Source organism: Amycolatopsis sp. NPDC005003 (assembly GCF_053600695.1).
The window spans coordinates 82,277-106,853 of sequence record NZ_JBSGAI010000004.1; the positions used below are offsets into that span (position 1 = coordinate 82,277).

Genomic DNA, 24,577 nt, shown 5'->3' on the forward strand with positions numbered 1-24,577 from the left:
CGCGCGATCGGCCCACCTTGTGGAACGGCGGTCCTGGACTCGCGCAGGCGACCTGCTCTGGTGGCAGGCCGTACTACAGGTTACGTGGGGTGCCCCGGTGCGTTGGCACCGGGGTCCCCCTAGTTGTTCACTTGCTCTGGTCGGAGGCGTGCACCGGCGGGCCCGCCGGCCGCGACGCCGCCCGGCGCGGACGGCGCCGGGTGGAGCGCACCGCCGGTTCGGGCACGTCGACCTCGGGCTCGGCGACCGGCTCGGCGGCCTCCGAAGACTCCACAGACTCCACAGTCTCCGCAGACGAGACGGCCGCGGTGACCGGCTCCTCGACGGGCTCGGGCGCCGGGGACCGCTCGACCTCGGGTTCCTCGTCCTGCGGCACCGGCGTCTCGTCCGCCTCGGTGGTCACCGGGGTGCCGGCGACCTCCTGGGCGGACTCGGCGGGCGGCTCGGCCGCCACCGGCGTCTCGTCGGCCTCCGTGGTCGCCGGGACGTCCGCGACCTCCCTGGCGGGCCCGTTGCCGTTCAGCGCGCCGTGGTCGTGCTCCTTGGCGGCCTTCGAGGCGTTCGCCATCGCCGCCACCGCGGACGCGATCGACTCGCGCTTCTCGGGCGGCGGGACCGCGTGGACCTCGGCCTTGGCGGCTTCGGCCTGTTCCTTGGCGGCCTCCTCGCCCTTGCCGCGGCCCCGCGACCGGCGGGAGCTCTTCTCCCCGCCGCCGTTACCACCGCTGTTGCCGTTGCCGCCGCCGTGGGACGGCGAAGAGCCGCCACTCGTGCGCTGCACCTCGGTCGAGACGAGCACGCCCCGGCCCTTGCAGTGCTCGCACGGCGTCGAGAACGCTTCCAGCAGGCCCGTGCCGATCTTCTTGCGGGTCATCTGCACCAGGCCGAGGGAGGTGACTTCGGCGACCTGGTGGCGGGTGCGGTCCCGGCCGAGGCACTCGGTGAGCCGGCGCAGCACCAGCTCGCGGTTGGACTCGAGCACCATGTCGATGAAGTCGATCACGATGATGCCGCCGATGTCCCGCAGCCGGAGCTGGCGGACGATCTCCTCCGCCGACTCCAGGTTGTTGCGGGTCACCGTCTCCTCGAGGTTGCCACCCGATCCGGTGAACTTGCCGGTGTTGACGTCGATCACCGTCATCGCCTCGGTGCGGTCGATGACCAGGTAACCGCCGCTCGGCAGCCAGACCTTCCGGTCGAGGGCCTTGGTGATCTGCTCGTCGATCCGGTGGTCGGCGAAGGCGCTGCCGGTGCCGGTGTAGCGCTTGAGGCGCTCGGTGAGCTCCGGCGCGACGTGGCTGACGTAGCCGTTGATCGTCTCCCAGGACCGGTCGCCCTGGATCTCCAGCTTGGTGAAGTCCTCGGTGAAGAGGTCACGCACGACCTTGACCAGCAGGTCCGGCTCTTCGTAGAGCATGGTCGGCGCGCCGCCCTTCTTGGCGGAACCGGCGGCGGCCTTCTCCTTGATGACGTCCCACTGCGCCTTCAGGCGGTCGACGTCGCGGCCCAGCTCCTCCTCGCCGATGCCCTCGGAAGCGGTGCGGATGATGACGCCCGCGTCCTCCGGGACGATCCGCTTGAGGATGTCCTTCAGGCGGCGGCGCTCGTTCTCCGGCAGCTTGCGGGAGATGCCGGTGGCGCCGCCCGCGGGGACGTACACCAGGAAGCGGCCGGGCAGCGAGATCTGCGTGGTCAGCCGGGCGCCCTTGTGCCCGACCGGGTCCTTGGTCACCTGGACCAGCACGGAGTCGCCGGTGGAGAGCGCCTGCTCGATCTTGCGGGCCTTGCCCTCCAGGCCGGCGGCGTCCCAGTCGACCTCGCCGGCGTAGAGCACGGCGTTGCGGCCGCGGCCGATGTCGATGAACGCGGCCTCCATGCTCGGCAGCACGTTCTGGACGCGGCCGAGGTAGACGTTGCCGACGATCGAGCCGGAGCCCGACTGCGTCACGAAGTGCTCGACGAGGACGCCGTCCTCCAGCACCGCGATCTGGGTGGAGTCGCCGTGCTCGGCGACGACCATGGTGCGCTCGACCGACTCGCGCCGGGCCAGGAACTCGGCCTCGGACAGGATCGGGGCGCGGCGGCGGCCCGCCTCGCGGCCGTCGCGGCGGCGCTGGCGCTTGGCCTCCAGCCGGGTGGAACCGCGGACGCTGCGCACCTCGTCGCGCGCCGGGCGCTCGGGCTGTTCGGCCTTCGCCTGGCGGACGTGCGTGACGGTGTTGGGCGGGTCGTCGGTGCTCTCGGCGGTGTCTTCGCCGTCCGAGCCCTTGCGGCGACGGCGACGGCGGCGACGGCGGCTGCCGCCTTCGCCCTCGTCGGCGTCACTCTCGGCCTCCGAAGACGATTCAGACGATTCGGCCGTCTCCTCGGCCTCTTCGGTGTCCGCTTCGGGCTTTTCGTCGCCGTTGCGGCCCTTGCGGCGCGGCTGCTCTTCGGCCTGGTCGTCCTCGGTTTCGGCGGTTTCGTCGCCGCCCTCGGCGCCCTTGCCACGGCCACGGCCGCGACGGCCCCGGCGGCGGCGACGGCGGCTGCCGACGTCGTCACCGTCTTCGTCGGCACCGGCGTCGGTGCCCGGCGTGGTGTCTTCGGCCTCGTCTTCGGCGACCTCGGGCTCGGGGCGCGACGGCGGCTCCGCGAACGGGTCGGCCGGCTTGCGGGCCGGCTTGGCCGCGGGCTCGGCGGGCTCCGGCGGCAGGAAGACCGGCGACGGCGCGGCGAACACCGGCAGGTGCGCGCGGGTCTTCTGGCGCGGCCGCGGCTTCTCGGCCTCGGCGACCGGCACCTCGGGCACCGGCGGGCGGGTCTCGGCGGGCTGCTCGGCCGGGGTGTCCTCGGTCTCACCGGCGGTCTCACCGGCGGGCTCGGCCGGCGCGAAGGCCTCGGCCACCTTGAGCGCCACGTCCCTGGTCACGCTCGACTGCGCGCTGCGCACGCTTTCGCCCAGCTCGGCGAGCTTCGCGAGGACGTCCCGGCTGTGCGACTCCAGCAGCTTGGCCAGCGCGTGCACCCGGATCCGGGGCGGCAGGTCGGCCAGCGGGCCGCCCGTGGGTGTGGCGGGATTCCCGCCGGTGTGCTCGGCGGGTGTTTCCGCGTTCGACATGTGTCTCCTCCGCCCCCGGGCGCGTCTGCCGGTTCGCACCGGCAGGGACGCGGCCGCGCAGGGGCCCCTTTCTGTTCGTTCCGCCGTGGTGGTCACCAGCGGCGGGAATCCTTGCCCGACAACCGGACGTCGCACCGGCTCTCCGGTGACGCGCAACCCGGTCAAAGGTCTGCTCGGCGGCGTGCGTGCGTGAGGCACTCGCGGCCCCCGGCCGCCCACCACGTCGTCCAGCCGCCCGGTTCACGGGCGGCGACGCGCGTCGCGGGAGTTCACGCACATCACCGGGCCACAACGCCGCAGGCAGCACCTCTCACGTGCGCCCCGCGGCCCAGCGGCCACCCCGAGTATCCCACACCGGGTGACCACTCCGGTGTACTCGGTACCTCCCGCAGGCACCCGGGCGCGCCGTACCGGCCCCGGCCGCCCCACGGCCGGGGGAACTTCGCCGCAGCGCTTGTCCGCCGGGCACGGGGTGGCTACGGTGCGGCTCGGGGTGACCGGGATCTCGCGCGCCGGCCCCCGCGGTTCCTGCATCCGGTGGGAGGTCCGGTGTCCCTGCTGGCGCGGTCGCTGCGAGCGGCCGTGTGCACCGTCCTGGTGCTTTCGGGATGCGTCACCGCCGGTCCGGCGGCGGCCGACTCCGCCTGCGCCCACGGCCGGGCCCTCCGGTACGTCGTCACCTTCGACCGCGGCACCACCGAGGCCGCGGCCCGGGCGGAGATCGACGGCGCGTGCGGGGGCACCACCGTCTACTACCCGCAGATCGCCGTCGCGGTCGCCACCTCGGGCGACCCGGAGTTCGGCGGGCGGATCGGGCTCGACCGGGCGTTCAGCGCGCAGGCCGAGCGGCTGGCCGCGCAGCGCGCCGCCGAGGTCAAGCCGCAGCCGGCGCGGGCCGCGCTGCCCGCGACGGACCCGGCTCGCGTCCCCACCGAAGACCTGAGCGGGCAGCAGTGGGACATGCGGATGATCGACGCGGGCCGGCTGCGCGGCTCCCGGGACGTCGTCGTCGGCGTGCTCGACTCGGGCATCGACCCGGACCACCCGGACCTGAGCGGCGCCGTCGACCGCGACGACTCCGCCGGCTGCCTGACCGGCGCCCCCGACCGGTCGCCGTCGGCGTGGGTGCCGACGACGTCGGTGCACGGCACGCACGTGGCGGGGATCATCGCGGCGGCCGGCGACGGGCGCGGGGTGACGGGGGTGGCGCCCGGGGTGCGGGTGGCGTCGGTGAAGGTGATCGACGACCGCGGCTACGCCGACCCGGAGGCCGCGGTGTGCGGCCTGATGTGGGCGGCCGCGCGGCACATGCGGGTGACCAACAGCAGTTTCTTCGTCAACCCGTGGACGCTGTCGTGCATCCGCGGCAACGACCGCGGGGTGGTGCACGAGGCGCTGGCCCGCGCGGTGGAGTTCAGCACGTCGGCGGGGACGTTGAACGTGGCGGCGGCGACCAACGAGGCCGTGGACCTGACGCCCTCGGCGCGTTCGGGGGCGCGGGGCGCGGGCAGCGGGTGCGAGGCCCTGCCGGCCGGGCTGCGGGACGTCGTCGCGGTGTCGGCCGTCGGCGCGGACCGGGTGAAGGCGGGGTACAGCTCGTACGGGCTGGGCGTGATCGACGTCACGGCGCCCGGCGGCGAGGCGGGCGAGTGCGTGCTGTCGACGGTGCCGGGCGGGTACGCGCCGATGTGCGGGACGTCGATGGCGGCACCGCACGCCACCGGCGTGCTGGCGCTGCTGGCGTCGGCGGCCCCGGACGCCCGGCCGCGGCAGCTGCGGCGGACGTTGGAGGCGCAGGCGATGCCGATGCCGTGCCCGGCGGACTACGACCTGACCGGGGACGGGCTCCAGGACGCGTACTGCGCCGGGTACGAGGGGTACAACGGGTTCTACGGGCACGGGATGGTGCACGTCCCGGCGCCGGCCGCGGGGCCGGCGGCTGCCGCGGTGGCGGGCTCGGTGCCGGGCGGGCAGCCCGACCTGGCCCGCTGACCCGGCGCGGCTCGGCTCACGCGTCGGCTCGGCCGCCATCGAGCCGAGCAGCGCCCGCGGCACGCAGGCTCCGGGTGCCTCGGCGCGGGTGCCGGGTCGGCCCTGGCGCGGTCTGCCCGCCTCCGGCCGCAACCCCATCCGGCCCCACGACCCGGTCCGGCGGCCTAAGCGGCCGTGCCCGGTCCGGCGGGCCCCGCCGCCGTCCGCGGAGCCGGATCTCGCGTGATCGAGGGCGGACCTCGCGTGATTGGAAGCGGATCTCGCGTGATCAGGCGGGCATCTCGCGTGATTGGGCGGGCATCACGTCAGGAGGAGCTTGGCGATCCGGCGGGTGGAGGCCCACAGGCCGGCCGCGGCCAGGACCAGCAAGTAGCCCAGGTTGATCAGCATTCCGCCGGACAGCAGGCCGGTCGCCAGGCCGCGCATCAGCTCGATCGCGTGGTAGAGCGGGAGGCAGCGGACCAGCCACTGCAGCGGCTCCGGGTACACCGACAGCGGGTAGAACGTCGTCGCGAAGAGGAACATGGGGGTCAGGACCAGCTGGATGTAGTCGAACTGGGCCGTCGACCGCAGGAACGTCACCAGTGCCATGCCGATCGCCGAGAACGCCAGCCCGACCAGCAGCGCCGCCGGGACCATCAGCAGCGCCCACCACGAGGCCAGCAGCCCCATCGCCGCCGCGATCGCGAGGAACGCCACCGCGTAGATGCCGCCGCGGGTCATCGCCCAGCCGATCTCGCCCAGTGCCACGTCCAGCGGGCCGATCGGGGTCGCCAGCATCGCGTCGTACAGCTTCGCGTAGCGGAGCTTGAAGAACAGGTTGTACGTCGATTCGAACACGGCGCCGTTCATCGCCGACGTCGCCAGCAGGGCCGGCGCCACGAACGCGACGTAGCTCATCGGCTGCCCGCCGGGGCCGGTCACCTCGGTGACCAGCTTGCCGAACCCCAGCTGGAACGCCAGCAGGTAGAGGAACGGCTCGAGCGCGCCGGACAGGAACAGCAGCCAGCTCGCGCGGGACACCATCACCGAGCGTTCGACGAGCATGCGGGCCCGGCCGGCGTACAGCCCCGGCGGGAGGATGCGCAGCAGCAGCCCGGTGCGGGCTTCGACGCTCGTCATTCAGACCACCAGCCTCCGGTAGAAGGCCCGGTGCGCGAACACCCACCCGGCCGCGAACAACGCCGCCAGCACGGCGAGGTGGCCGAGCATCGCCCAGCCGCCGACCCCGCCGATGCTCACGCCGCGGGCCAGCTGCGTGCCGTGCCACAGCGGCGAGAGCCAGGCCAGCCAGCGGATCGCGGCCGGGAGCTGGGTGATCGGGAAGAACGTGCCGGAGAACAACGTCATCGGCATCACGACGAACCGGAAGATCAGCCCGAAGCGCTGGCCCTCGTCGAATGTCCGCGCGGCGAGGGCGGACATCGGCGTGGTGCAGGCGAGGCCGGTGGCGGTGCCGGCCAGGATCACCAGCAGCACGCCCGGCCCGGTCCAGGCGCCGAAGAACAGCGCGACGAACGCGTAGATCGCGCCCGCCAGCGTCAGCCGCAGGGCCGACCAGATGAGGTGCCCGCCGAACACCTGGCCCGGCGAAACCGGCGTGGCCGTGACGGCCAGGTACTCCTTCTGCCACTTGAACCCGGACAGCACCGGGTAGCTCGACTCGCCGAACGCCTGCTGCGCGGCCCCGGCGGCCAGCAGCGCGGGCGCGATGTACTGGAGGTACGACAGGCCGCCGGTGACCGTGCCGGGCCGCACCTGGGAGCCGAAGCCGAGCCCCATCGCGGCGAGGAACAGCACCGGTTGCAGCCCGGTCGAGTACAGAGTGGACACCCAGTGCCTGCGGTACCAGGTCCAGCGCCCCTCGACCAGCAGCCAGGCGCCGTGCCACTTGCCGACCACCCGGCCGGTCGAGATCGTCGCCATCAATCCACCAACGTCCGGCCGGTGAGCCGGAGGAACACGTCCTCCAGCGAGCTCCGGCGCACCAGGCTCGACAGCGGCCGCACCCCGCGGGAATGCGCGCGTTCCAGGGTGTCCTCGCCGTCGTCGCTGTACAGCAGGAGCCGGTCCGGCAGCACCTCGATGCGTTCCACCAGCCCCGCCACCTGCTGCGCCGCCGCGACCTGCTCCCCCGGCGCGAACCGCAGCTCGACCACCTCGCGCGTCGAATACCGCCGGATCAGGTCGGCCGGCGAGCCCTCGGCCGCGATCCGGCCGTGGTCCATCACCACCAGCCTGTCGCACAGCTGCTCGGCCTCGTCCATGTAGTGCGTCGTGACGATCAGCGTCGTGCCCTGGGCCTTGAGCCGGAACAGGCGGTCCCACAGCAGGTGCCTCGCCTGCGGGTCGAGGCCCGTCGTCGGCTCGTCGAGCAGCAGCAGCTCCGGGTCGTTGACCAGGGACCGCGCGATCGTCAGCCGCCGCTTCATGCCGCCGGAGAGCGGGTCGACCTTCTCGCCGGCCCGGTCCGTGAGCTGCGCGAACTCCAGCAGTTCCGACGCCTTGCTCCGCGCCGCCGCGCGCGAGAGGCCGAAGTAGCGGCCGTAGACCAGCAGGTTTTCCCGGACCGTCAGCTCGACGTCCAGGTTGTCCTGCTGCGGCACCACGCCCAGCCGCGCGCGGATCCGCGGCCCGGCGGCCTCCGGGTCCAGCCCGAGCACGCGGAGGTCGCCGTCGGTGCGGGGCGACACGCACGCGATCATGCGCATGGTCGACGACTTGCCCGCGCCGTTCGGGCCGAGGAAGCCGAACGCCTCCCCGCGCCGTACCTCGACGTCGATCCCGCGCACGGCCTCGAACTCGCCGAAGCGCTTCACCAGTGCCTTGGCCTGCACCAGTGCCGGTTCCCGGTCCTCCGAATCGTCCACGCTTCGCACCATAGGACCCACCACCGACAAAAACCGAGCGGTTTAGCCGCGGACGGTCACCACCAGCGTCTGCGTGACGCCGTTGACCTGCACGGACAGCCGCGCCGCCCCCGGCCGCACCGCCGTCAGGACACCCGAAGCGGGGTCGAACGCGACGACGCCCCGGCCGACCGTCCAGTCCGCGCTCACCGGGTAGGCCACCGGCACCTCCCGCGTCCCCTGCCGCACCGAAGCACGCACCGAAGCGCGCTCCCCGGGCGCCATCGACGACGGCCCGGTCAGCGACAGCGCGTCGACGTTCGGGCGCGTCTCGAACCGCACCGGCTGGACGCGGTCGGCCGGGTCGAGGCGCAGCAGCGTCCAGCCGACGAACCCGCCGTCGCCCGGCGCGGCCGCGGGCGCCTTGCCCGAGTTGCCGTTGACCAGGTACGGCACGCCGTCGACCCGAGACAGCGAAAACACGCCGGCGTGCGAAGCCACCGCGGCCGCCGGTTTGCCGGACGCCTGCTCGAACCCGGTGAGCCACTGCGTCAGCAGTGCCGCTTCCTTCCGGTCGCCCAGCTGCGAATTCCCGGTCGGGCTCGGGTCCTTCACCGGGTGGTGCATGGCGACGACGACCCCGCGGACCGACCGGTCGCGCGCCGCGGAGTCGAGCGCCGACCGCAGCATCCGGACCTGGTCGAAGCCGCCGGCCCGCAGCGAGCCGCGCGAAGAATCGAGCAGCACCAGCCGGATGCCGCGGACGTCGGCGACCTGGTGGGTCACGCCGAAGACGGCCTGGAAGTTCGCGAGGCCGTTGCCGCCTTCGGCCTCGTGGTTGCCCGGGACGTAGTACCAGGGCACCTTGCCGTCGAGCTCGTCGGTGATCACCTGCCGGGCCAGCACGAAGTCGGGCGCGGTGCCGCGGTCGACGAAGTCGCCGTTGATCAGCACCACGTCCGGTTTCGCGGCAACGGCTTCGCGCAGCGCCCGGCGGGCCTGGGCGACCAGCGGCCCCGCCGGGTCGTCCGCGGTGAACTGGGCGTCGCTGACCACCGCGACCCGCAGGCCGCCGGTCAGGACGCCGTCCGTGACCAGCGCCGGGTCGCGCGGAGCGGGATCGGCGGGCACGGCCGTCGCCGGCGCCACCTCGAAGGTCAGGTCGTCGAACACCAGCCGGCCCTCGTACTGCTGGTCCGGCACGTTTTCGACGGCGTAGAAGCGGGCCAGGCGCTGTCCCGCGGGCAGCCCGGCCGGGACCGCCGCCGTGACGTACCGCCAGCCCGTCCAGTCCACGCTCAGCGAAAGGTCCACAATGGACGCCACGTTCGCGGCGTCGCGCAGTTCCGCCCGCAGCCAGGCGCCCTTGCCGTCGCCGTTCACCCACAGCCCGATCTTCTGCGTCCCCGGCGGCACCGGAAGCGGCGAAGACGGTGTCACGTAGGCCGCGCGCGTCGCGGTCGTGCCGGTCAGCCGGTAGTCCAGCGCGAGCCCGGCGCCCCCGTCGTGGCCAGGTGCCGCCGACAGCGCCGCCCCGACGACCGCCGGGAACACCGTGGCCGCCCAGCCCGCCGGACCGTCCAAGGGCGACGCCACCTGCGCGACCGTCCCGACCGACGCGGCCAGGTGCGTGGTGAAACCCGCTGCCGACGCGGTGATCGCCGTCGCGCCGGACGCGGTCAGCGCGGTGACCGCGTAACCGTCGCCGGACGGCTCGACCCGCACGACCGAGTGGTCGTAGTCGAGCTTGACGTCGTCGGGCTCCAGCCAGGTGCCGTAGCCGTCGGCGTCGTAGCCGTAGACCTTGAACGTGCTTCGCGCGCCCACGGCCGACAACGCGACCTGCTCAGTGCTCGTGCCGAGCCGGACCGGCTCGCCCAGCACGGAAAGCGTCGTCTTCCCGGTGGCCCGGCCGGACCGCGCGACGACGTCGACGCTGCCCGCGCCGTGCCCGGTGACGACCCCGCGGGTCACCGTCGCCCGGCGGAAGTCCGACGTGCTCCAGCGCGGCTCGGCGGCCACCGCCGCACCGGTTTCGTCGTGGCCGTCGGCGACCAGGTGCCGGGTCAGGCCGGACAGCACGCGGTCCGCGCCGTCCGCCGCCACGGCGGGTGCCGGCGCGAAGCCGGTGAGCCGGCCGCTGCCGGGCACGGTCGTGAAGCCGATCCCGTTGGGCACCAGGCGTTCCCCGCCGTCGGACGGCGAGTTCCGGACGCTGGGCGCGGCTTCGCCCTCATTGCGCGCCAGGAGCGTCGACGACCCGCCGCCGTCGAGGTTGACGGCGTCGTCGGCGCCGAGGCTCTTCAGGTGCCGCGCGAGTTCGAGCTCGGTCATCCCGCGGCTGTCGGCCTGCCGTCCGTCCACGGTGGCCAGCCACAGCTTCCGGCCGTCGGCGGAGAAGCCGACCGCGGTCCGCGGGTGCATGGCGACGTCGTCGACCGGCTGGACGACGCCGTCGCGGAGGAGAACTTCGTTGCCGCCCACGGCGACCGCGATCTTCCCGGCGTCCGAACGCGGTGCGTAGGTGACGCCGACCGCGTCCCCCGGCTTGAGCGCGGCCAGGGCGTCCGCGCCGGCTTCGCGGGCCAGGAGCAGTGTCGTGCCCGCCGCGATCGGGCCGGCCGCGGGCTGCTCGCGCACGGCGGTGACCACCCCATCGCGGAGTTCGACTTCCCGCACCCGGGACGCGCCCGCCACCGAGGTCGCGCGCCCGGCTGCGCCCCACAGCGGCGTGTAGACGCCGATCGCGTCCGCGCCCAGGACCGGGCTGTTGAAGTTGGTCGCCCGCACCGCGCCGCCGGGCAGCGTCACGCCGGCTTCGAGGAACACCGAAGCCAGCGCCGCCCGGCCTTCGTCGGTGATCGACGCGGTCAGGTTGTGCCCGGCGGCGGGCGCGGTCTGCAGCTGCCCCAGGTCGATGCCGACGCCGATCGGCGCGCCGGTGGCGTTGATGTCGAAGAAGTCGCCGTTGACGCCGGCCACCGCGCCTGCCCGCGCGACCTGCTGTGACAGCGGCGTGCGCGCGGAGACCGTCCCGGGGCTCAGGTAGGCCGGCTCGAGCACCTTGCTGTCCAGGTCGACGGCGAGGGTGTCGCCGCGGATCCAGCCGGCCGGGTCGAACCGGTCGAACTGGGTGAGGCTCAGTCCGGGCGCGACCTCGGTGGTCGCGCTGCCGGTGACCAGGCCGTCGTCGGGGTTCGCGCCGGCGAAGGCGCTCGGGCCTTCGTGCGCCGAAGATGCCGCGGGTGCGGCCTCGACCGGCGGCGTGCCGAGCGGCGCCTGCAAGGGATCGGCGTGGGCGGGGACGACGAACGCCGTCGCGAACAGGGCAACGAGCGGCAGCGCAACGCGTGACTTCTTCACCAGGTACCCCAGTATCGAGTGAGAGCGATCCCGACCAGCACAGCGCAGCGGCACGGCCGGGGGAAGGCTTCCCGGTGAACGCCGCCTGAATGGTCTAGAACACCCTCACGGGGTCAGCGGTGCGGCGAGGAGCGCCTCCGCGGCTTCGCCGGTGACGCGCGGGTCCGGCCCGGTGCGCTTCCACAGGCGCAGCAGGAGATCGCGCGCGGGCGCCTCGACGGTCGCTCCGCCGGGAACGGCCGGGCCGAGCGCGGGCGGCTCGCCGGGGTGCACGGTCCAGACGTCACCGGTGTCGGTGGCGCGCAGGGTGACGGGCCCGGGCAGCCGCGGCACGGCGTGCCAGCGCGTCACCCGCGGCAGCATCGCGCCGAGGACCTCGTCGACGCCGTCCGCGGCGACGGCCGGGTCGAGCGCGTGGTCGCTGCCCGAATCGGCGAGGTGGACGGCGGTTTCGTGGACCTGGCGGCGGAACCAGAACGCCTTGGTCTTCTCGGTACCGCCGAAGTGCCAGCACCGGTCTTCGGGAGTGGCCGCGTCGAGGGCGTCGAGCAGGATTCCGGCGCTCTCGGCGTACCAGGGGGCCAGCTCGGCGTCCGGGCGGCGCTCGAAGTCCTGCGGGTGGGATTCGCCGGTGGTGACGACAGTGGCGGCCCAGCGGTGCACGTTGCCGAGGTGGGTGCCGAGGTCGGCCAGCGTCCAGCCCGCGCAGTCCGGCACCTTCGCCGCCGGGTCGCCGTCGCGCAGCCGCCCGGCGAAGGCACTGGTCAGCTCGCGCAGCACGGGCAGGTAGTCGCGGGCCGGGAACGGCGTCGTCGTCATGGGGTCTCCCGGGAGAACCGGGGCCGCGCGCGGTGCGCGGCCCCGGCGCCGATCACAGGTCGGGGAACCAGAGCTTCAGCTCGCGCTCGGCCGACTCCGGCGAGTCCGAGCCGTGGACCAGGTTGTACTGGGTCTCCAGCGCGAAGTCGCCGCGGATGGTGCCCGGGGTGGCCTTCTCGACCGGGTCGGTGCCGCCGGCCAGCTGGCGGAACGCGGCGATGGCGCGCGGGCCCTCGACGGCGAGCGCGACCAGCGGGCCCGAGGTGATGAACTCCAGCAGGTCGCCGAAGAACGGACGCTCCTTGTGCTCGGCGTAGTGCTCCTCGGCCAGCGCCTGCGGAACGGTCCGCAGCTCGAGCGCGGCGAGCTTGAGGCCCTTACGCTCGATCCGCGAGATGACTTCGCCGACGAGGCCGCGCGCGACGCCATCGGGCTTGACCAGGACCAGCGTGCGTTCAGTCACGACGGTGTTTCTCCTTAGTGCGGTTTCTCGGGGTCCGGGTGGCGGCGCCCCGGCTCGGGGCGAAGCCCCGGATCTCCTTGGTGCGGTGGGTTTCGGTGCGCGCGAGCCTAGCGGGCGGCGCCGCGCAGGTCAGAATCCGGTCTGCGGCCAGCGCTGGCGCAGGGCGGTCGCGTGCGGCACCGGCCGGGGCTCCCGGTCGTCCGTGGCCTCCGGCGGGCCGAACCCGGACCGGGTGTCCCGGAGGAAGAGCGCCACGACCACGGCGGCGAGCGCGACCACGGCGGCAGCCAGAAAGGCCACCGCCGTCGCGGTGGCGGACGGGCGGCCCGGTGCGGCGAACAGAACGGCCAAGTAGCCCCCGGTCCCGACGAACATCCCGCTCTGCCGCGCGAAGTTCAGCGCGATGGACGCCGAGCTCCACCGCGAGAACGAGGCCCCGGAGAACAGCGATTGGGTGAGCACCGGGTTGACCAGCCCAAGTCCGGCGCCGGCCAGCATCCCGCAGCCGGCGAGCACTGCCGCACCGGCGGTGGCCCGGGTCCAGGCGAAGGCACCCAGCCCGGTGCAGGCCAGCATCATCCCGGTCACCGCGACGGTTCGGCCGAGGCCGCGGCCGAACAGCCTGCCCCCGACCGCCGAGGCGGTCACCATGGCCAGTGCGGCCGGCGTCACCAGCAACCCGGCGGCCACGGGTGACCACCCCAGCACGACCTGCAGGTGGACCGGGGCCAGGACGAACACCGCGGGGACGAGCGTGCCGGCCAGGAACGCACCGACGAGCGGCGGTGCGGACCACCGTTCGCGGAGCAGCCGCGGCTCCAGGGCGGCGCGGTCGCCCGCCACCACCGTGACGGCGGCGAAGACGACGATGCCCAGCGCGGCCAACGTGTAGCAGAGCACCGCCGCGGCCGAACCCCAGCCCCAGCGGGCTCCGGCCCCGGTCACCACGGCCAAGGGGGCGAACACGAGCAGCAACGCACCGGTACCGGCGGTGGGAACGCGGTCCGGTGAAGGGGAGCGGCCGGGGACGACGGCCGCCGCGAACGCGAGGCCCAAGGTGGCCAGGACGGCTTCGGCCGCGAAGAGCCAGCGCGGCCCCGCCTCGGCGGCAGCTCCGCCGAGCAGCGGCCCGGTCACCGTCAGCGCGCTGTACACCGCGCCGTAGATACCGAGGTACCGGCCGCGGTCGCGCGGCTCTGTCACGTCGGTGACGAGCCGGATCGCCACCACGGCCACCGCGCCCGCCGCGGCTCCCTGCCAGGCCCGCGTCGCCGCCAGCCACGGCATCGCGGGAGCGACCACCGTCGCCGCCGCCCCGGCCGCCAACGCGGCGAGCGCGACCAGGAAGCACCGCCGGATCCCGATGCGGTCCGCCGCGCGCCGTGCGATCAAGCCCGTCAGCAGGAAGGCCGCCAGGTACGGGGTGGTCGGCCAGGCCAGCTGGTCGAGGCCGTCGAGCGCGGAGGCGGTCCGGACGGCCGCCACCCCCACCGCGGCCTGGTCGGCGGCGACGGCGAGCAAGCCGGTCAGGACCGCGGCCACCACCAGCCCGGGCCCCGGGGTGCGGGCCGGGCGGGGGCGGTACTCGTCGACGTCCCGGCGGAGCGGGGTGTCGGCGAGCGCCGCGAGCAACCGGCCCGGCCGCTCTCCGGCCCGCCGCGGGGTGAACGCCGGTGTCGTGTCGCCCAGCGCTTCCAGCAGCCTCCTCGCCACGCCGTTCACGCTTGCTCACCCGGGTCGTCCTTCGCGGCCCCGCCGGGCAGCTGGGCCAGCGTGTAGCCGGCGAGCTTCTTGACCACCAGCGGCGCCACCGCGCCGATGCCGAACGCCGTGAAGCCGTTCGCGACCACCGGGGTGGTCGACGCGGCCGCCGTCACGGCGGTGCCGATGCCGAGGTGCAGGACCTGCGCCACCGCGAACAGCGCGCCGCCGGGCCCGTCCGGGGCGGCCCACGGCCAGGCCTTCACCCGCTGGGTCGCTTCGAGGAACACCAGCGCGCGGTTCACCGCGGCCCCCGCCAGGCCCCACAACGCGTACTCCCACACACCCGCCAGACGCCACCCGGCCGCCGCGCGTTACGAGCGGGGCCGGGTGGATCGGCGAACGGACCTCAGCGGCCCGCCGGGTGCAGTGTCTTCGACCACAGCGACGCCCCGGTGGCGTCCCGGAGGTCGACGGTCAAGTCGCCGCTCGCGCCGTCGACGTTCAGCTCGCCGAAGTGCTGGAAGCCGTCGATCGGGGACGTGTTCGCCGACGGCGGGGCGTGCACGAACACCGCCTGCGGGCCGAACGTCGGGTCCAGGGTGTTCGGCCCGAACGCGCCCGCGTTCAGCGGGCCGGACACGAACTCCCAGAAGGGATCGAAGTCCTGGAAGGCCGCCCGGTCGGGTGAGTAGTGGTGCGCGGCCGTGTAGTGGACGTCCGCGGTCAGCCAGACGACGTTGCGGACGCGGCGGCGCTGGATCTCCCGCAGCACCCAGGCGAGCTCGGTCTCGCGGCCGCCGGGCGCGCCCGGCAGGTTGTTCGCGACGGCTTCGATGTTGGCGCCGTCCGGGACGACCAGGCCCAGCGGCATGTCGGCCTGGACGATCTTCCAGGTCGCGGTGCTGCGGCCGAGGGCGTCGGCGAGCCAGCGGGCCTGGGCGTCGCCGAGGATGTAGCCCGGCTTGGTTTGATCGGCGGTGTTGGCGTTGCGGTAGGTCCGCATGTCCAGGACGAAGATTTCGACGCGCGAGCCGTAGGTGAAGCTGCGGTAGACACGGCCGTCGACGGCCCGGCGGGAGTCGATCGGGTGCCACTCGTGGAACGCCTGGTACGCCCGCGGCGCGAGGACGTCGACGCGCTTCTCGGTGTAGGCCGGGTTGTCGATGATCTTGCCCGGGTACCAGTTGTTCAGGACTTCGTGGTCGTCCCACTGGACGTAGGCGGGCACCTGCGCGGCGAAGCGCTTGAAGTTGTCGTCGAGGCGGTTGTAGGCGTGCTGGCCGCGGAACTCGTCGAGCGTCTCGGCGACCTTCGACTTCTCGGGCGTGACGACGTTGCGCCAGGTCCGGCCGCCGGGGAGGGTGACGGTTTCGGTGAGCGGGCCGTCGGAGTACACCGTGTCGCCGCTGTGCAGGAACAGGTCCGGGCAGCGGGCGGCCATCGCGGAGAAGATCGTCATCCCGCCGAGACCCGGGTTGATGCCCCAGTTCTGGCCGACGACGTCGCCCGACCACAGGATCCGGGTGTCGCGGCGGCCCGCCGGCGCGGTGGCGAACCGGCCGGTCAGCGGCTCGCTCGTGCCGCGGCCGTCGAGGGCTTCGGCGGTGACGCGGTAGTGGTACTCGGTTCCGGGCGCCAGCGCGGGGACGCGCACCCGGCCGGTGCCACCGCTGTCCGGGCCCACCAGCGGGCCGGCCACGCGACGGGCGTGCCGGAACGACGGGTCCCGCGCGATCTCGACGACCAGGCGCGACGGCCGGTCCGCGCGGGACCAGACGATCGCGGAGCCCGGGGTGACGTCGCCGGACTGGACGCCGTGGGTGAGCACCGGCCGGTCCGCGCGCACGAGCGGAACGGCGGCGAAGGCAGCGGACGGCAGCGCGACGCCGGCGGCGACCGCGGAGGCGCCGGTCAGCCCGGCCTTGAGCAGGGTGCGGCGGGAATGTTCGGTCATGCGCGGTTTCTATCCCGCCGCGGCCAACGGCGGCTTGCGTGCGGGTGAACGAATATTGGGGTTTTCCCCCATACCCGGACGTGATCGCCGTCGGTAGCTTGGTGATCACGACAAGGGGGTACGAATGACGCACATCCGGAAGGCGCTGGCCGTTTTCGCGGCGGCGCTCTCGGTCACCACACTGTGTACCGGCGTCGCGACGGCCGGGGAAGACAGCGCGAAAGCCGTCCTGCGCTACACCGAACACGGCATCCCGCACATCGTCGCCAAGGACTACGCGGGCCTCGGCTACGGGTACGGCTACGCGGCGGCGACCGACAACGTCTGCGAGCTCGCGAAGATCTACGTCACGGTGAGCGCGCAGCGGTCGCGGTACTTCGGCCCGGACGGCGAGGGCTACCCGTCGCTGTCCGAGGCGAAGAACAACCTGCACAGCGACCTGTTCTTCCAGCAGCTCAACGACTCCGGCGTGGTCGACAGGCTGGTCGCGCAACCCGCGCCGCGGGGGCCGCGGCCCGAAGTCCGGCAGGTCGTTTCGGGCTACGTCAAGGGGTTCAACGCCTACCTGGCCCGCACCGGCCGGTCCGGGATCACCGATCCGGCCTGCCGCGGCGCGGACTGGGTCCGGCCGATCAGCGAGCAGGACTTCTACCGGCACTTCTACTCCATCGCCGTCACGGGCGGTCTGGGCTTCGTCACCGAAGGGCTGTTCGCGGCGCCGCCATCCGGTGCGGCGTCGCCGGCGCCGGGCACGCCCGCGCAGCTGTCGGCGAGCCTGCGTGACGGGCTCGGCAAGGGCGGCCTGGGCAGCAACGGCATCGCCGTCGGCGCGGACGGGACCGCGGCGGGCAAGGGCAGCGTGCTGCTCGGCAACCCGCACTACCCGTGGCACGACGGGCGCCGGTTCTGGCAGAGCCAGCTGACCATCCCCGGCCGGGTCGACGTGGCCGGGGCGAGCCTGCTCGGCATGCCGTTCGTGATGATCGGGCACACCGCGGACGCGGCCTGGACGCACACGGTGTCCACTCCGGTCACCTTCGGCCTGTTCGAAGTGCCGCTGGCGGCCGGCGACCCGACGACGTACGTCGTGGACGGCAAGGCCGAGAAGATGACCTCGCGCGAGGTCACCGTCCAGGTGCGCCAGGCCGACGGCTCGCTGAAGCCGGCGCGGCAGACGTTCTGGTCGACGCGGTACGGCCCGGTGCTGAACGACGTCGGCGGAATCCCGATGCCGTGGACCGCGAAGTCGGCGTACGCACTGCGAGACGCCAACGCGACCAACCTGCGCGGGTTGAACACGTGGTTCGAGCTCGACCAAGCCCGCAGCACGGCCGACGTCGTCCGCGCGCTCAGCGGCACGCAGGGCGTGCCGTGGGTGAACACAATGGCCACCGACCGGGCGGGCAACGCGCTCTACGCCGACATCCAGGTCGTCCCGCACGTCACCGACGAGCTGGCCGCGAAGTGCAGCACACCCATCGGACGGGAGACGCTCGCCGGCGACGGACTGGCCATTTTGGACGGTTCACGATCGGCTTGCCAATGGGGTGCGGATCCCGGTGCGCTCGAGCCGGGGATCTTCGCACCGGACCGGCTGCCGCGGCAGCAGCGCCGGGACTACGAGCTGAACGCCAACGACAGCGCCTGGCTCGCGAACGCCGAGGCGCCGCTCACCGGGTTCCCGCGGATCGTCAGCGACCAGGACACCGAGCGTTCCCCGCGCACCCGGGAAGCGCTGCTGACGGCCGAGTCGAGCAAGTTCACCCCGGACTCGATGAAGAAGATGCTCTTCGCCGACCACAGCCTGTTCGCCGATCTGGCGGCGGCGGACCTGGCGAAGCTGTGCTCGTCGTTCCCCGGCGGGCAGGCGCCGTCGTCGGACGGCCCGGTGCCGGTCGGCCCGGCCTGCGCCGCGCTGGCGAACTGGGACCACACGTACTCGCTCGACAGCCGTGGTTCGCTGCTGTTCCAACGGTTCGGCGCGCGGCTGGCCAATGTCGACCGGTTCACGGTGCCGTTCGACCCGAAGGCGCCGCTGTCCACACCGAACACGCTCAACGTCGGCAACCCGGACGTACAGAAGGCGTTCGGTGACGCCCTGGCCGAGCTGCGCGCGGCGGGCCTCGCCCCGGACGCGCGGCTGCGCGACGGCCAAGCCGTCACGCGCAACGGCGACCGCATCCCGATCCACGGCGCCCAGGGCTTCCTCGGCGTGCTCAACGTGATGACGCCGGTGTGGGACCCGGCCCGCGGCAACGCCGAAGTGGCGCACGGGTCGAGCTTCATCCAGGTGGTGGGGTTCAGCGGGCACGGGTGCCCGGATTCGTCGACGTTGCTGACGTATTCGCAGTCGGCCAACCCGGCGTCGCCCCACTTCAGTGATCAGACGAAGTTGTACAGCCGAGGCGAGTGGGTGAAGGGCCGGTTCTGCGAGGCCGACATCCTGCGGTCCCCGGAGCTGCGGGTGGTCGTGCTGCGCTGACGCCCGGCTCGGCGGAGGCGGGCGCTCAGCCGCTCGCCTCCGCCGACAACGTGGCCAGATCGGCGAAGGCCTCGTCGAGGTGCTCGTCCAGGCTGCGCGCGGACTCCTCGATCCACGCGCCGACCGCGTGGTGGAAGGTGATCCAGCCGACGTGGGCGGCCAGCGCGGCGAGCCGGCCGGCGACGCCACGCGCCCGCAACGCCGCCGCCAGGGCGTCGCTCATCGCCGCGGCCTTCGCCAGATCGCGCTCGCGCAGCGCCGGAGTGGCGGCGATGACCGCCAGCCGCGGTTCGGCGAACGGCCGGTTGCCCGCCACGATCCGCCCGGCCTTCCGGAAGGCGCGCAACAGGATTCCGAGCGGTGGCAGCCCGTCGGGCGCATCGGCCACCGATGCCGTCAGATCCGCACGCAAAGCGGCTTCGCCGTCGAACAGCACTTCGCGCTTGTCCGGGAAGTGCCGGAAGAACGTGCGCTCGGTGACGCCGGCCCGCGCCGCGATCTCCGCCGTGGTGGTCCGGTCGAAACCGCGCTCCTGGTACAGCTCCAACGCCGCCTGCTGGAGGCGGCGGCGCGCTTCTTCTCCGCTGCGTGGCACGCCCTCAGCCTACCCGTAGTGACAGTTACTGACACTACGCGGTAGGGTTCGTAGCGTCAGTCACTGTCACTACGTGGGAGAGTCCATGCACGTCTTCGTCACCGGCGGATCCGGCCAGACCGGACCCGCCGTCGTCACCGAACTGCTCGCGGCCGGGCACACCGTCACCGCCCTGGCCCGGTCGGACGCGGCCGCCGCCCGGCTCGGGGCGCTCGGCGCCACGCCGCACCCCGGTTCGCTCGAGGACCTCGACAGCCTGCGCACCGGCGCCGAAGCCGCCGACGGCGTCCTGCACATGGCCTTCGGCGGCGACTTCGGCGACCCCGACGACATGACCCGCCGCGACCGGACCGCGATCGAGACGCTCGGCCGGACACTGCTCGGCTCGGGCAAGCCGTTCGTGAGCACGTCCGGCACGCTGGTCATGCCCGCCGGCCGCGTGAGCACCGAGCGGGACGAGCCCGACACCGCCGGGCTCGCCGCGTTCCGGATCGCCGGCGAGCGGGCCTGCCTGGCCTTCGCCGAGCGCGGCGTGCGGGCGAGCGTCGTCCGGCTCGCCCCCACCGTCCACGGCCCCGGCGACCACGGTTTCATCGCCTGGCTCGTGGACACCGCGCGCAAGACCGGGCGGTCGGCCTACGTCGGCGACGGCGCCAACCGCTGGCCCGCGGTGCACCGGCTCGACGCCGCTGTCGTCTTCCGCCTGGCCCTGGAGGGCGCTCCGGCCGGCAGCGTGCTGCACGCGACCGCCGAGAACGTGCCGTTCCGGAGCATCGCCGAGACGATCGGACACGGCTTGGACCTGCCGGTCGTTTCCCTGACCCCGGACGAGGCCGCCCGGCACTACCTGAGCCCGTTCATGGCGACGGCCTACGGCTTCGACGGCCCCACCTCCAGCACCTTCACCCGTGAACTGCTCGGCTGGTCACCGAAGCAGCCGGGCCTGCTCGACGACATCGAGCACGGCGACTACCTCTGAGCACTATATCCGGATATGCGGATATAGTGCTCGGCATGCGTGTTCTCGTGGTGGGACAAGGGCCGGTGGCCCGGGTGCTGGCAACGTCGTTGCCCCATCGGGTGGGATTGGCCGTGCGCGAGCGGACGGCGGAGTCCCTGCTGGTCGAGACCCGCGGGCGACGCACCGCCCGGCGGACCGTCGACCTGGTGGCGGCCGGCGAGCCGGCACCGGGCTGGGACGTGGTGATCAGCACGGCCTCGCCCGCCTCGCCGGGCGTCGCCGAGCTGCTCGAGGGGCCGGCGGTCGTCGCGGCGGTCACGCAGGTGCCGTCGGAGGTCGAACGGCTCCGCGAACTGGCGGGCGACCGGCCGTGGGGCCTGGTGGTGCCCGGGTTCGTCGCCGGTGGCGCCGATCCGACGTGGTTGTGGCCACGAGCGCGGTTCACGGTCGCCGGGCCGGCGTCGGCGCTGCTCGGGTCGTTGTTCGCCCGGTCGCGGACCGCACCCGTCGTGGCGCCGTTGCTGTCCGCCGCGGCCATGATGCCCGTCGTGGCCGGGCTGCACGCCGTGGACTTCGACCTCGCGGCCGCCCGCCGATCGGCCCGCCGCCTCGCGGCGGCGGCGACGCAAGCGCGTGCCGCCGTCGCGGCCGGGTTCGCCGGCCCGCGCACGCGGCCGGTCCGCGCGCCGGCCGTGCTCGCGGCGCTGACGGTGCTGCCCCGGCTGGCCCCGTTCGACGTGCCGCACTACCTCCGCGGCCACTTCGGTGGGCACGGCCCGCAGACGGTCCGGATGCTGCGGGACTGGGTCGACCTCGGCCGGCGGCACGGCCTGCCGACCGGGGAGCTGGAAGCGCTGCTGGAGCGGGTGCCGGCGTGATCGAGGACGCGCTCACCACGGCGTTGCCGGTGCTGCGGGCGCTCGGCGAAGCGACCCGGGTGCAGATCATCGGCGTGTTCCTCGAACGCGGCGGATCCGCGACGGTCGGGGAGGTGCAGGAGGTGCTGGGGCTGCCGCAGTCGACGGTGTCCCGGCACCTGCGCATCCTGCTCGACGCCCGGCTGCTGGCGGTGAGCCGATCCGGTCCGCACCGGATCTACCGCCTCGATGTGCCGGCTGCCGCCTTGGACGCGCTGGACGCCCTCATCACCGAGGTCCGGGCCTGCCAGCACCCGTGAGGGGTCAGGGCTGGGGCTGCTGGCTCGCCAGCGTCCCCGCCGCCATCCGCCGCGCGACGTCCCGGCGCAGCCACAGGAGCCACAGCCACACCGCCAGGAAGATCACGCCCAGCACCGCGATCGCCGGCAGCCAGAACACCAGCGCGATGAGCACCACCTGCAACACCAGGATCAGCGGCACCGCCCACGGGCGCTTGACGAACCCGCACGTCACGATCAGCAGCGCGGCCACCGCGATGACCGTCCAGCCGGTGCCCGTCGAGATCCCGCCACCCAGCTTGTTGACCACCGGGATGGCCAGGGCGACCGTGATCGCCTCCATGATCAGCGTCCCCGACATCACGCCGCGGAAGCCCTTCATCGGGTCCTTGGGCTTGGCCGGTGTCGTCACGCCGGCTCCTTCCCGAACAGCGTGCGCGCCTCGCCCGCCGTGACCACCGAGCCGGTGACCAGCACGCCGCCGCCCGCCAGGGGTTCCTCCGGGTCGTCGTTGGTCTCCACCAGCGCGATCGCCGTCTCGATCGCCGTCTCCAGGTCCGTCTCCGCCACGACGCGGTCTTCGCCGAACACCGAGATCGCCAGCTCGTTCAGCTCCTCCAGCGGCATCGAGCGGGGCGAGGAGTTCCGCGTCACCACGATGTCCGACACCACCGGCTCGAGCGCGTCGAGGATGCCGTGGGCGTCCTTTTCGGCCATCACGCCGACCACCGCGACCAGGCGGCGGAAGGCGAACTCCTCGGACACCGTCTTCGCGAGCGCGCGGGCACCGTGCGGGTTGTGCGCCGCGTCCAGCAGGACCGTCGGGGCCGAGCGGACGCGCTCGAGCCGGCCCGGCGTCTCGACCTCGGCGAACGCCTCGCGCACCGCCTCGACGACCAGCTGCTTGTCCTTGCCCGCGCCGAAGAACGCCTCGACCGCGGCCAGCGCCAGCGCGGCGTTCGCGGCCTGGTGGGCGCCGTGCAGCGGGAGGAAGACGTCGTCGTACACCCCGCCGAGGCCCTGCAGCTTCAGCAGCTGCCCGCCCACGGCGATCTCCTTCTCCAGCACGCCGAACTCGCTGCCCGCGCGGGCGACCGCGGCGTCGACCTCGACGGCGCGCTCCAGCAGCACCTTCAGCACCTCGGGGTCCTGCTCGGCGATCACCGCGACCGAGCCGGGCTTGATGATGCCCGCCTTTTCGCGTGCCGCGCTCACCGCGTCCGGCCCCAGGTACTCGACGTGGTCGAGGCCGATCGGGGTGATGACGGCGACGTCGGCGTCCGCGACGTTCGTCGCGTCCCAGGCGCCGCCCAGGCCCGCTTCGAGCACCGCGGCCTCCACCGGGGCGTCGGCGAACGCGGCGAACGCCATCCCGGTGAGGATCTCGAACTTGCTCATCTCGACGCCGTCCGCCGACGCACCGTCCACCATGGACACGTACGGCGCGATGTCGTTCCACAGCTCGGCGTAGCGCGCGGCGGAGATCGGCCGGCCGTCGAGCGCGATCCGCTCGGTGACCAGCTGCAGGTGCGGGCTGGTGTAGCGGCCGACGCGCAGGCCCATCCGGGTCAGCAGCGCGTCGATCATCCGGGCCGTGGAGCCCTTGCCGTTCGTGCCGGCCACGTGCAGCACCGGGTAGCCGCGGTTCGGCTCGCCCAGCAGCTGCGTGAGCGCCGAAATGCGGGTCAGCGACGGCTCGATCTTCGTCTCCGGCCAGCGCTGGTTCAGCTCGGCCTCGACGGCCATCAGCTCGCGCCGCGCCTCCGGGCCGTTCGGATCGCCGTACTGGACCTGCTCGCCCTGGTCGTCGAGCTCGTGCAGCTCGGCGTCCTCGGGCACACTCAGGTCGGGCACCGGGCCGGTGGCGAGGTTGTCCCCGAGCTGGCCGACCCCGCCGATGCCGCCGCGCGAGCCGCCGCCGGCCTCGAACGCGGTGTCGCGGACGTCCAGTTCCGGGTCGTGGTCGTCGGACTCCTCGTACCCCGACGTCCCCAGTTCGTCGACGCCCGCGAAGCTGTCCAGATCCGACAGGTCCGGCTTGCGACCTGTCTCATCCTGCGGCACTGAATCTCCTCCGGCCTGGGGTTTTCGCACTTGCCTTCCGAGTCTACGTGCGCGAGGAGGTGGCACTCTCGACGCATGCCGTTCAACCACAACGACCACTACCACCCGCTGCTGCTGGACCTGCTGCCGCCGGGACCGGGGATCGCGCTGGACGTCGGCTGCGGCACCGGCCGGTTCGCCCGGCGGCTGGCCGCGACCGGCATGGCGGTGGAGGCGGTCGACGTCTCGGCGGCGATGGTCGAGGCGGCGGCGGGACTGGGGTCGCCGGGGCCCGGCGAGATCGTCTACCGGCAGGCCGACGTCACCACCGATCCGCTGCCCGAGGCGCACTACGACTACATCTCGTGCCTGGCGTCGCTGCACCACATGCCGTTCGAGACGGTCGCCAAGCTGCGCCGCGCGCTGGTGCCGGGCGGGGTGCTCGTGGTGCTCGGCCTGGCTCGGCCCAGCACACCGTCGGATTGGGCACGGGTCCTCGCGGCGGTCCCGGTAAACGCACTCGCGCGGCTGGTCGTCTACGCCGGCGAACGGCTGAACGGCGGTCCCGAAGACGGCCCGAAAGCTCCCGTCGTCGACGACTACCCGACGCTGGCCGAGCTGCGCCGCGAGTCGGCCCGCCTGCTACCCGGCAGCACGGTCCGGCCGTTGCTCTTCTGGCGCACCTTGATCACTTACCGTGAACACGGCGACGGTGACCCGACTGGCGGATGAGGCATCACGCCCGCTGACGCCGTCTACGGTGGCGGCATGGCTGACCACCTGCTGGTAATGACGACCACCCCGGACCGCGAGTCGGCGGACCGGATCGCCTCTTCCGCCGTGGCTCAGCGGCTCGCCGCCACGTCACAGGTACGAGGCCCGGTCGCCTCGTACTTCTGGCACCTCGGCGAGGCCGGACAGGGCGAGGAGTGGGTGGTGACGTTCAAGACGACGGGAGCCCGGTACGAAGAGCTGGCGGAGCACATCCGGGCTGTGCACCCTTGGGACAAGCCCGAAGTGAGCGGGATCGAGCTGGCACGCGGCTCGGTGGACTACCTGAGGTGGCTGGAGACAGCGACCGCGCCGGAGAACTGAG

At 73.5% G+C, this 24,577-nt stretch carries 20 protein-coding genes; 7 read left to right on the top strand and 13 right to left on the bottom strand.

Going from position 1 to position 24,577, the window contains the following annotated elements; genetic code table 11:
- Positions 1-127: 127 nt before the first annotated feature.
- The gene (locus ACWED2_RS06285) at positions 128-3,100 is read right to left on the bottom strand and encodes a translation initiation factor IF-2 N-terminal domain-containing protein (RefSeq protein WP_449689377.1); all 2,973 of its coding nucleotides are present in this window, start codon (positions 3,098-3,100) and stop codon (positions 128-130) included.
- 549 nt (positions 3,101-3,649) lie between these two features.
- On the opposite strand from ACWED2_RS06285, the gene ACWED2_RS06290 reads away from it, so the two are divergent.
- On the top strand, positions 3,650-5,092 hold the full coding sequence (locus tag ACWED2_RS06290; RefSeq protein WP_449689378.1) for a S8 family peptidase: 1,443 nt from the start codon (positions 3,650-3,652) through the stop codon (positions 5,090-5,092).
- Between the two features lie 300 nt (positions 5,093-5,392).
- On the opposite strand, the gene ACWED2_RS06295 is transcribed toward ACWED2_RS06290, so the two are convergent.
- The 9 genes from ACWED2_RS06295 to ACWED2_RS06335 form a co-directional block, all read right to left on the bottom strand.
- Positions 5,393-6,214 carry an ABC transporter permease gene (locus ACWED2_RS06295; RefSeq protein ID WP_449689379.1) on the bottom strand — a complete coding sequence of 274 codons (822 nt, stop codon included), beginning with the start codon at positions 6,212-6,214 and terminating at the stop codon, positions 5,393-5,395.
- Positions 6,215-7,018 carry an ABC transporter permease gene (locus ACWED2_RS06300; protein ID WP_449689380.1) on the bottom strand — a complete coding sequence of 268 codons (804 nt, stop codon included), beginning with the start codon at positions 7,016-7,018 and terminating at the stop codon, positions 6,215-6,217.
- Positions 7,018-7,974: an ABC transporter ATP-binding protein gene (locus ACWED2_RS06305; RefSeq protein WP_449689381.1), complete on the bottom strand. Its 957-nt coding sequence runs from the start codon at positions 7,972-7,974 to the stop codon at positions 7,018-7,020. Before ACWED2_RS06305 ends, ACWED2_RS06300 begins: the two co-directional genes overlap by 1 nt.
- A gap of 30 nt (positions 7,975-8,004) precedes the next feature.
- A complete protein-coding gene (locus ACWED2_RS06310) occupies positions 8,005-11,304 on the bottom strand; it encodes a phosphodiester glycosidase family protein (protein ID WP_449689382.1) in 3,300 nt (1,099 codons plus the stop codon).
- Between the two features lie 105 nt (positions 11,305-11,409).
- The gene (locus ACWED2_RS06315; protein WP_449689383.1) at positions 11,410-12,123 is read right to left on the bottom strand and encodes a maleylpyruvate isomerase family mycothiol-dependent enzyme; all 714 of its coding nucleotides are present in this window, start codon (positions 12,121-12,123) and stop codon (positions 11,410-11,412) included.
- 52 nt (positions 12,124-12,175) lie between these two features.
- Complete coding sequence (ndk, locus tag ACWED2_RS06320) at positions 12,176-12,586, bottom strand: nucleoside-diphosphate kinase (RefSeq protein ID WP_206793083.1); 411 nt, start codon at positions 12,584-12,586, stop codon at positions 12,176-12,178.
- A gap of 129 nt (positions 12,587-12,715) precedes the next feature.
- On the bottom strand, positions 12,716-14,299 hold the full coding sequence (locus tag ACWED2_RS06325) for an MFS transporter (RefSeq protein WP_449689384.1): 1,584 nt from the start codon (positions 14,297-14,299) through the stop codon (positions 12,716-12,718).
- 5 nt (positions 14,300-14,304) lie between these two features.
- Positions 14,305-14,631, bottom strand: a complete 327-nt coding sequence (locus ACWED2_RS06330; protein ID WP_449689385.1) for a hypothetical protein — start codon at positions 14,629-14,631, stop codon at positions 14,305-14,307.
- 65 nt (positions 14,632-14,696) lie between these two features.
- Positions 14,697-16,244, bottom strand: coding sequence for an alkaline phosphatase D family protein (locus tag ACWED2_RS06335; protein WP_449689386.1), 1,548 nt, complete (start codon positions 16,242-16,244; stop codon positions 14,697-14,699).
- Positions 16,245-16,368: 124 nt separating this feature from the next.
- Here ACWED2_RS06335 and ACWED2_RS06340 point away from each other — a divergent pair, with 124 nt between their 5' ends.
- Entirely contained in the window at positions 16,369-18,726 is a 2,358-nt protein-coding gene (locus ACWED2_RS06340) for a penicillin acylase family protein (protein WP_449689387.1), read from the top strand.
- A 25-nt stretch (positions 18,727-18,751) separates the two neighbouring features.
- Here ACWED2_RS06340 and ACWED2_RS06345 read toward each other — a convergent pair whose 3' ends face one another.
- Positions 18,752-19,321: a TetR family transcriptional regulator gene (locus ACWED2_RS06345; protein ID WP_449689388.1), complete on the bottom strand. Its 570-nt coding sequence runs from the start codon at positions 19,319-19,321 to the stop codon at positions 18,752-18,754.
- An 85-nt stretch (positions 19,322-19,406) separates the two neighbouring features.
- Between ACWED2_RS06345 and ACWED2_RS06350 the strand changes: the two genes are divergently transcribed.
- The 3 genes from ACWED2_RS06350 to ACWED2_RS06360 are packed head-to-tail and all read left to right on the top strand — an operon-like array spanning position 19,407 to position 21,459.
- Complete coding sequence (locus ACWED2_RS06350) at positions 19,407-20,300, top strand: SDR family oxidoreductase (RefSeq protein ID WP_449689389.1); 894 nt, start codon at positions 19,407-19,409, stop codon at positions 20,298-20,300.
- Positions 20,301-20,335: 35 nt separating this feature from the next.
- Positions 20,336-21,160, top strand: a complete 825-nt coding sequence (locus ACWED2_RS06355; RefSeq protein ID WP_449689390.1) for a hypothetical protein — start codon at positions 20,336-20,338, stop codon at positions 21,158-21,160.
- Positions 21,157-21,459 carry an ArsR/SmtB family transcription factor gene (locus ACWED2_RS06360; RefSeq protein ID WP_449689391.1) on the top strand — a complete coding sequence of 101 codons (303 nt, stop codon included), beginning with the start codon at positions 21,157-21,159 and terminating at the stop codon, positions 21,457-21,459. Before ACWED2_RS06355 ends, ACWED2_RS06360 begins: the two co-directional genes overlap by 4 nt.
- A gap of 4 nt (positions 21,460-21,463) precedes the next feature.
- On the opposite strand, the gene ACWED2_RS06365 is transcribed toward ACWED2_RS06360, so the two are convergent.
- Positions 21,464-21,820 (bottom strand): DUF4233 domain-containing protein, encoded by a 357-nt coding sequence (locus ACWED2_RS06365; RefSeq protein ID WP_449689580.1) that lies wholly within the window; start codon positions 21,818-21,820, stop codon positions 21,464-21,466.
- 26 nt (positions 21,821-21,846) lie between these two features.
- The gene (gene folC, locus ACWED2_RS06370) at positions 21,847-23,502 is read right to left on the bottom strand and encodes a bifunctional tetrahydrofolate synthase/dihydrofolate synthase (protein ID WP_449689392.1); all 1,656 of its coding nucleotides are present in this window, start codon (positions 23,500-23,502) and stop codon (positions 21,847-21,849) included.
- Between the two features lie 75 nt (positions 23,503-23,577).
- Here folC and ACWED2_RS06375 point away from each other — a divergent pair, with 75 nt between their 5' ends.
- Together ACWED2_RS06375 and cutA are read left to right on the top strand one after the other, a co-directional pair.
- Positions 23,578-24,213, top strand: a complete 636-nt coding sequence (locus ACWED2_RS06375; RefSeq protein WP_449689393.1) for a class I SAM-dependent methyltransferase — start codon at positions 23,578-23,580, stop codon at positions 24,211-24,213.
- Positions 24,214-24,249: 36 nt separating this feature from the next.
- Positions 24,250-24,576 (top strand): divalent-cation tolerance protein CutA, encoded by a 327-nt coding sequence (cutA, locus tag ACWED2_RS06380; protein ID WP_449689394.1) that lies wholly within the window; start codon positions 24,250-24,252, stop codon positions 24,574-24,576.
- Position 24,577: the final 1 nt, after the last annotated feature.

Excerpts from the sequence above, each read along its gene's own strand:
- ACWED2_RS06285 (WP_449689377.1), bottom strand. The coding sequence starts at position 3,100 with ATGTCGAACGCGGAAACACCCGCCGAGCACACCGGCGGGAATCCCGCC.
- ACWED2_RS06295 (WP_449689379.1), bottom strand. The coding sequence starts at position 6,214 with ATGACGAGCGTCGAAGCCCGCACCGGGCTGCTGCTGCGCATCCTCCCG.
- ACWED2_RS06300 (WP_449689380.1), bottom strand. The coding sequence starts at position 7,018 with ATGGCGACGATCTCGACCGGCCGGGTGGTCGGCAAGTGGCACGGCGCC.
- ACWED2_RS06305 (WP_449689381.1), bottom strand. The coding sequence starts at position 7,974 with ATGGTGCGAAGCGTGGACGATTCGGAGGACCGGGAACCGGCACTGGTG.
- ACWED2_RS06315 (WP_449689383.1), bottom strand. The coding sequence starts at position 12,123 with ATGACGACGACGCCGTTCCCGGCCCGCGACTACCTGCCCGTGCTGCGC.
- ACWED2_RS06335 (WP_449689386.1), bottom strand. The coding sequence starts at position 16,244 with ATGACCGAACATTCCCGCCGCACCCTGCTCAAGGCCGGGCTGACCGGC.
- ACWED2_RS06340 (WP_449689387.1), top strand. The coding sequence starts at position 16,369 with ATGACGCACATCCGGAAGGCGCTGGCCGTTTTCGCGGCGGCGCTCTCG.
- ACWED2_RS06350 (WP_449689389.1), top strand. The coding sequence starts at position 19,407 with ATGCACGTCTTCGTCACCGGCGGATCCGGCCAGACCGGACCCGCCGTC.
- ACWED2_RS06355 (WP_449689390.1), top strand. The coding sequence starts at position 20,336 with ATGCGTGTTCTCGTGGTGGGACAAGGGCCGGTGGCCCGGGTGCTGGCA.
- ACWED2_RS06365 (WP_449689580.1), bottom strand. The coding sequence starts at position 21,820 with ATGAAGGGCTTCCGCGGCGTGATGTCGGGGACGCTGATCATGGAGGCG.
- ACWED2_RS06375 (WP_449689393.1), top strand. The coding sequence starts at position 23,578 with ATGCCGTTCAACCACAACGACCACTACCACCCGCTGCTGCTGGACCTG.
- cutA (WP_449689394.1), top strand. The coding sequence starts at position 24,250 with ATGGCTGACCACCTGCTGGTAATGACGACCACCCCGGACCGCGAGTCG.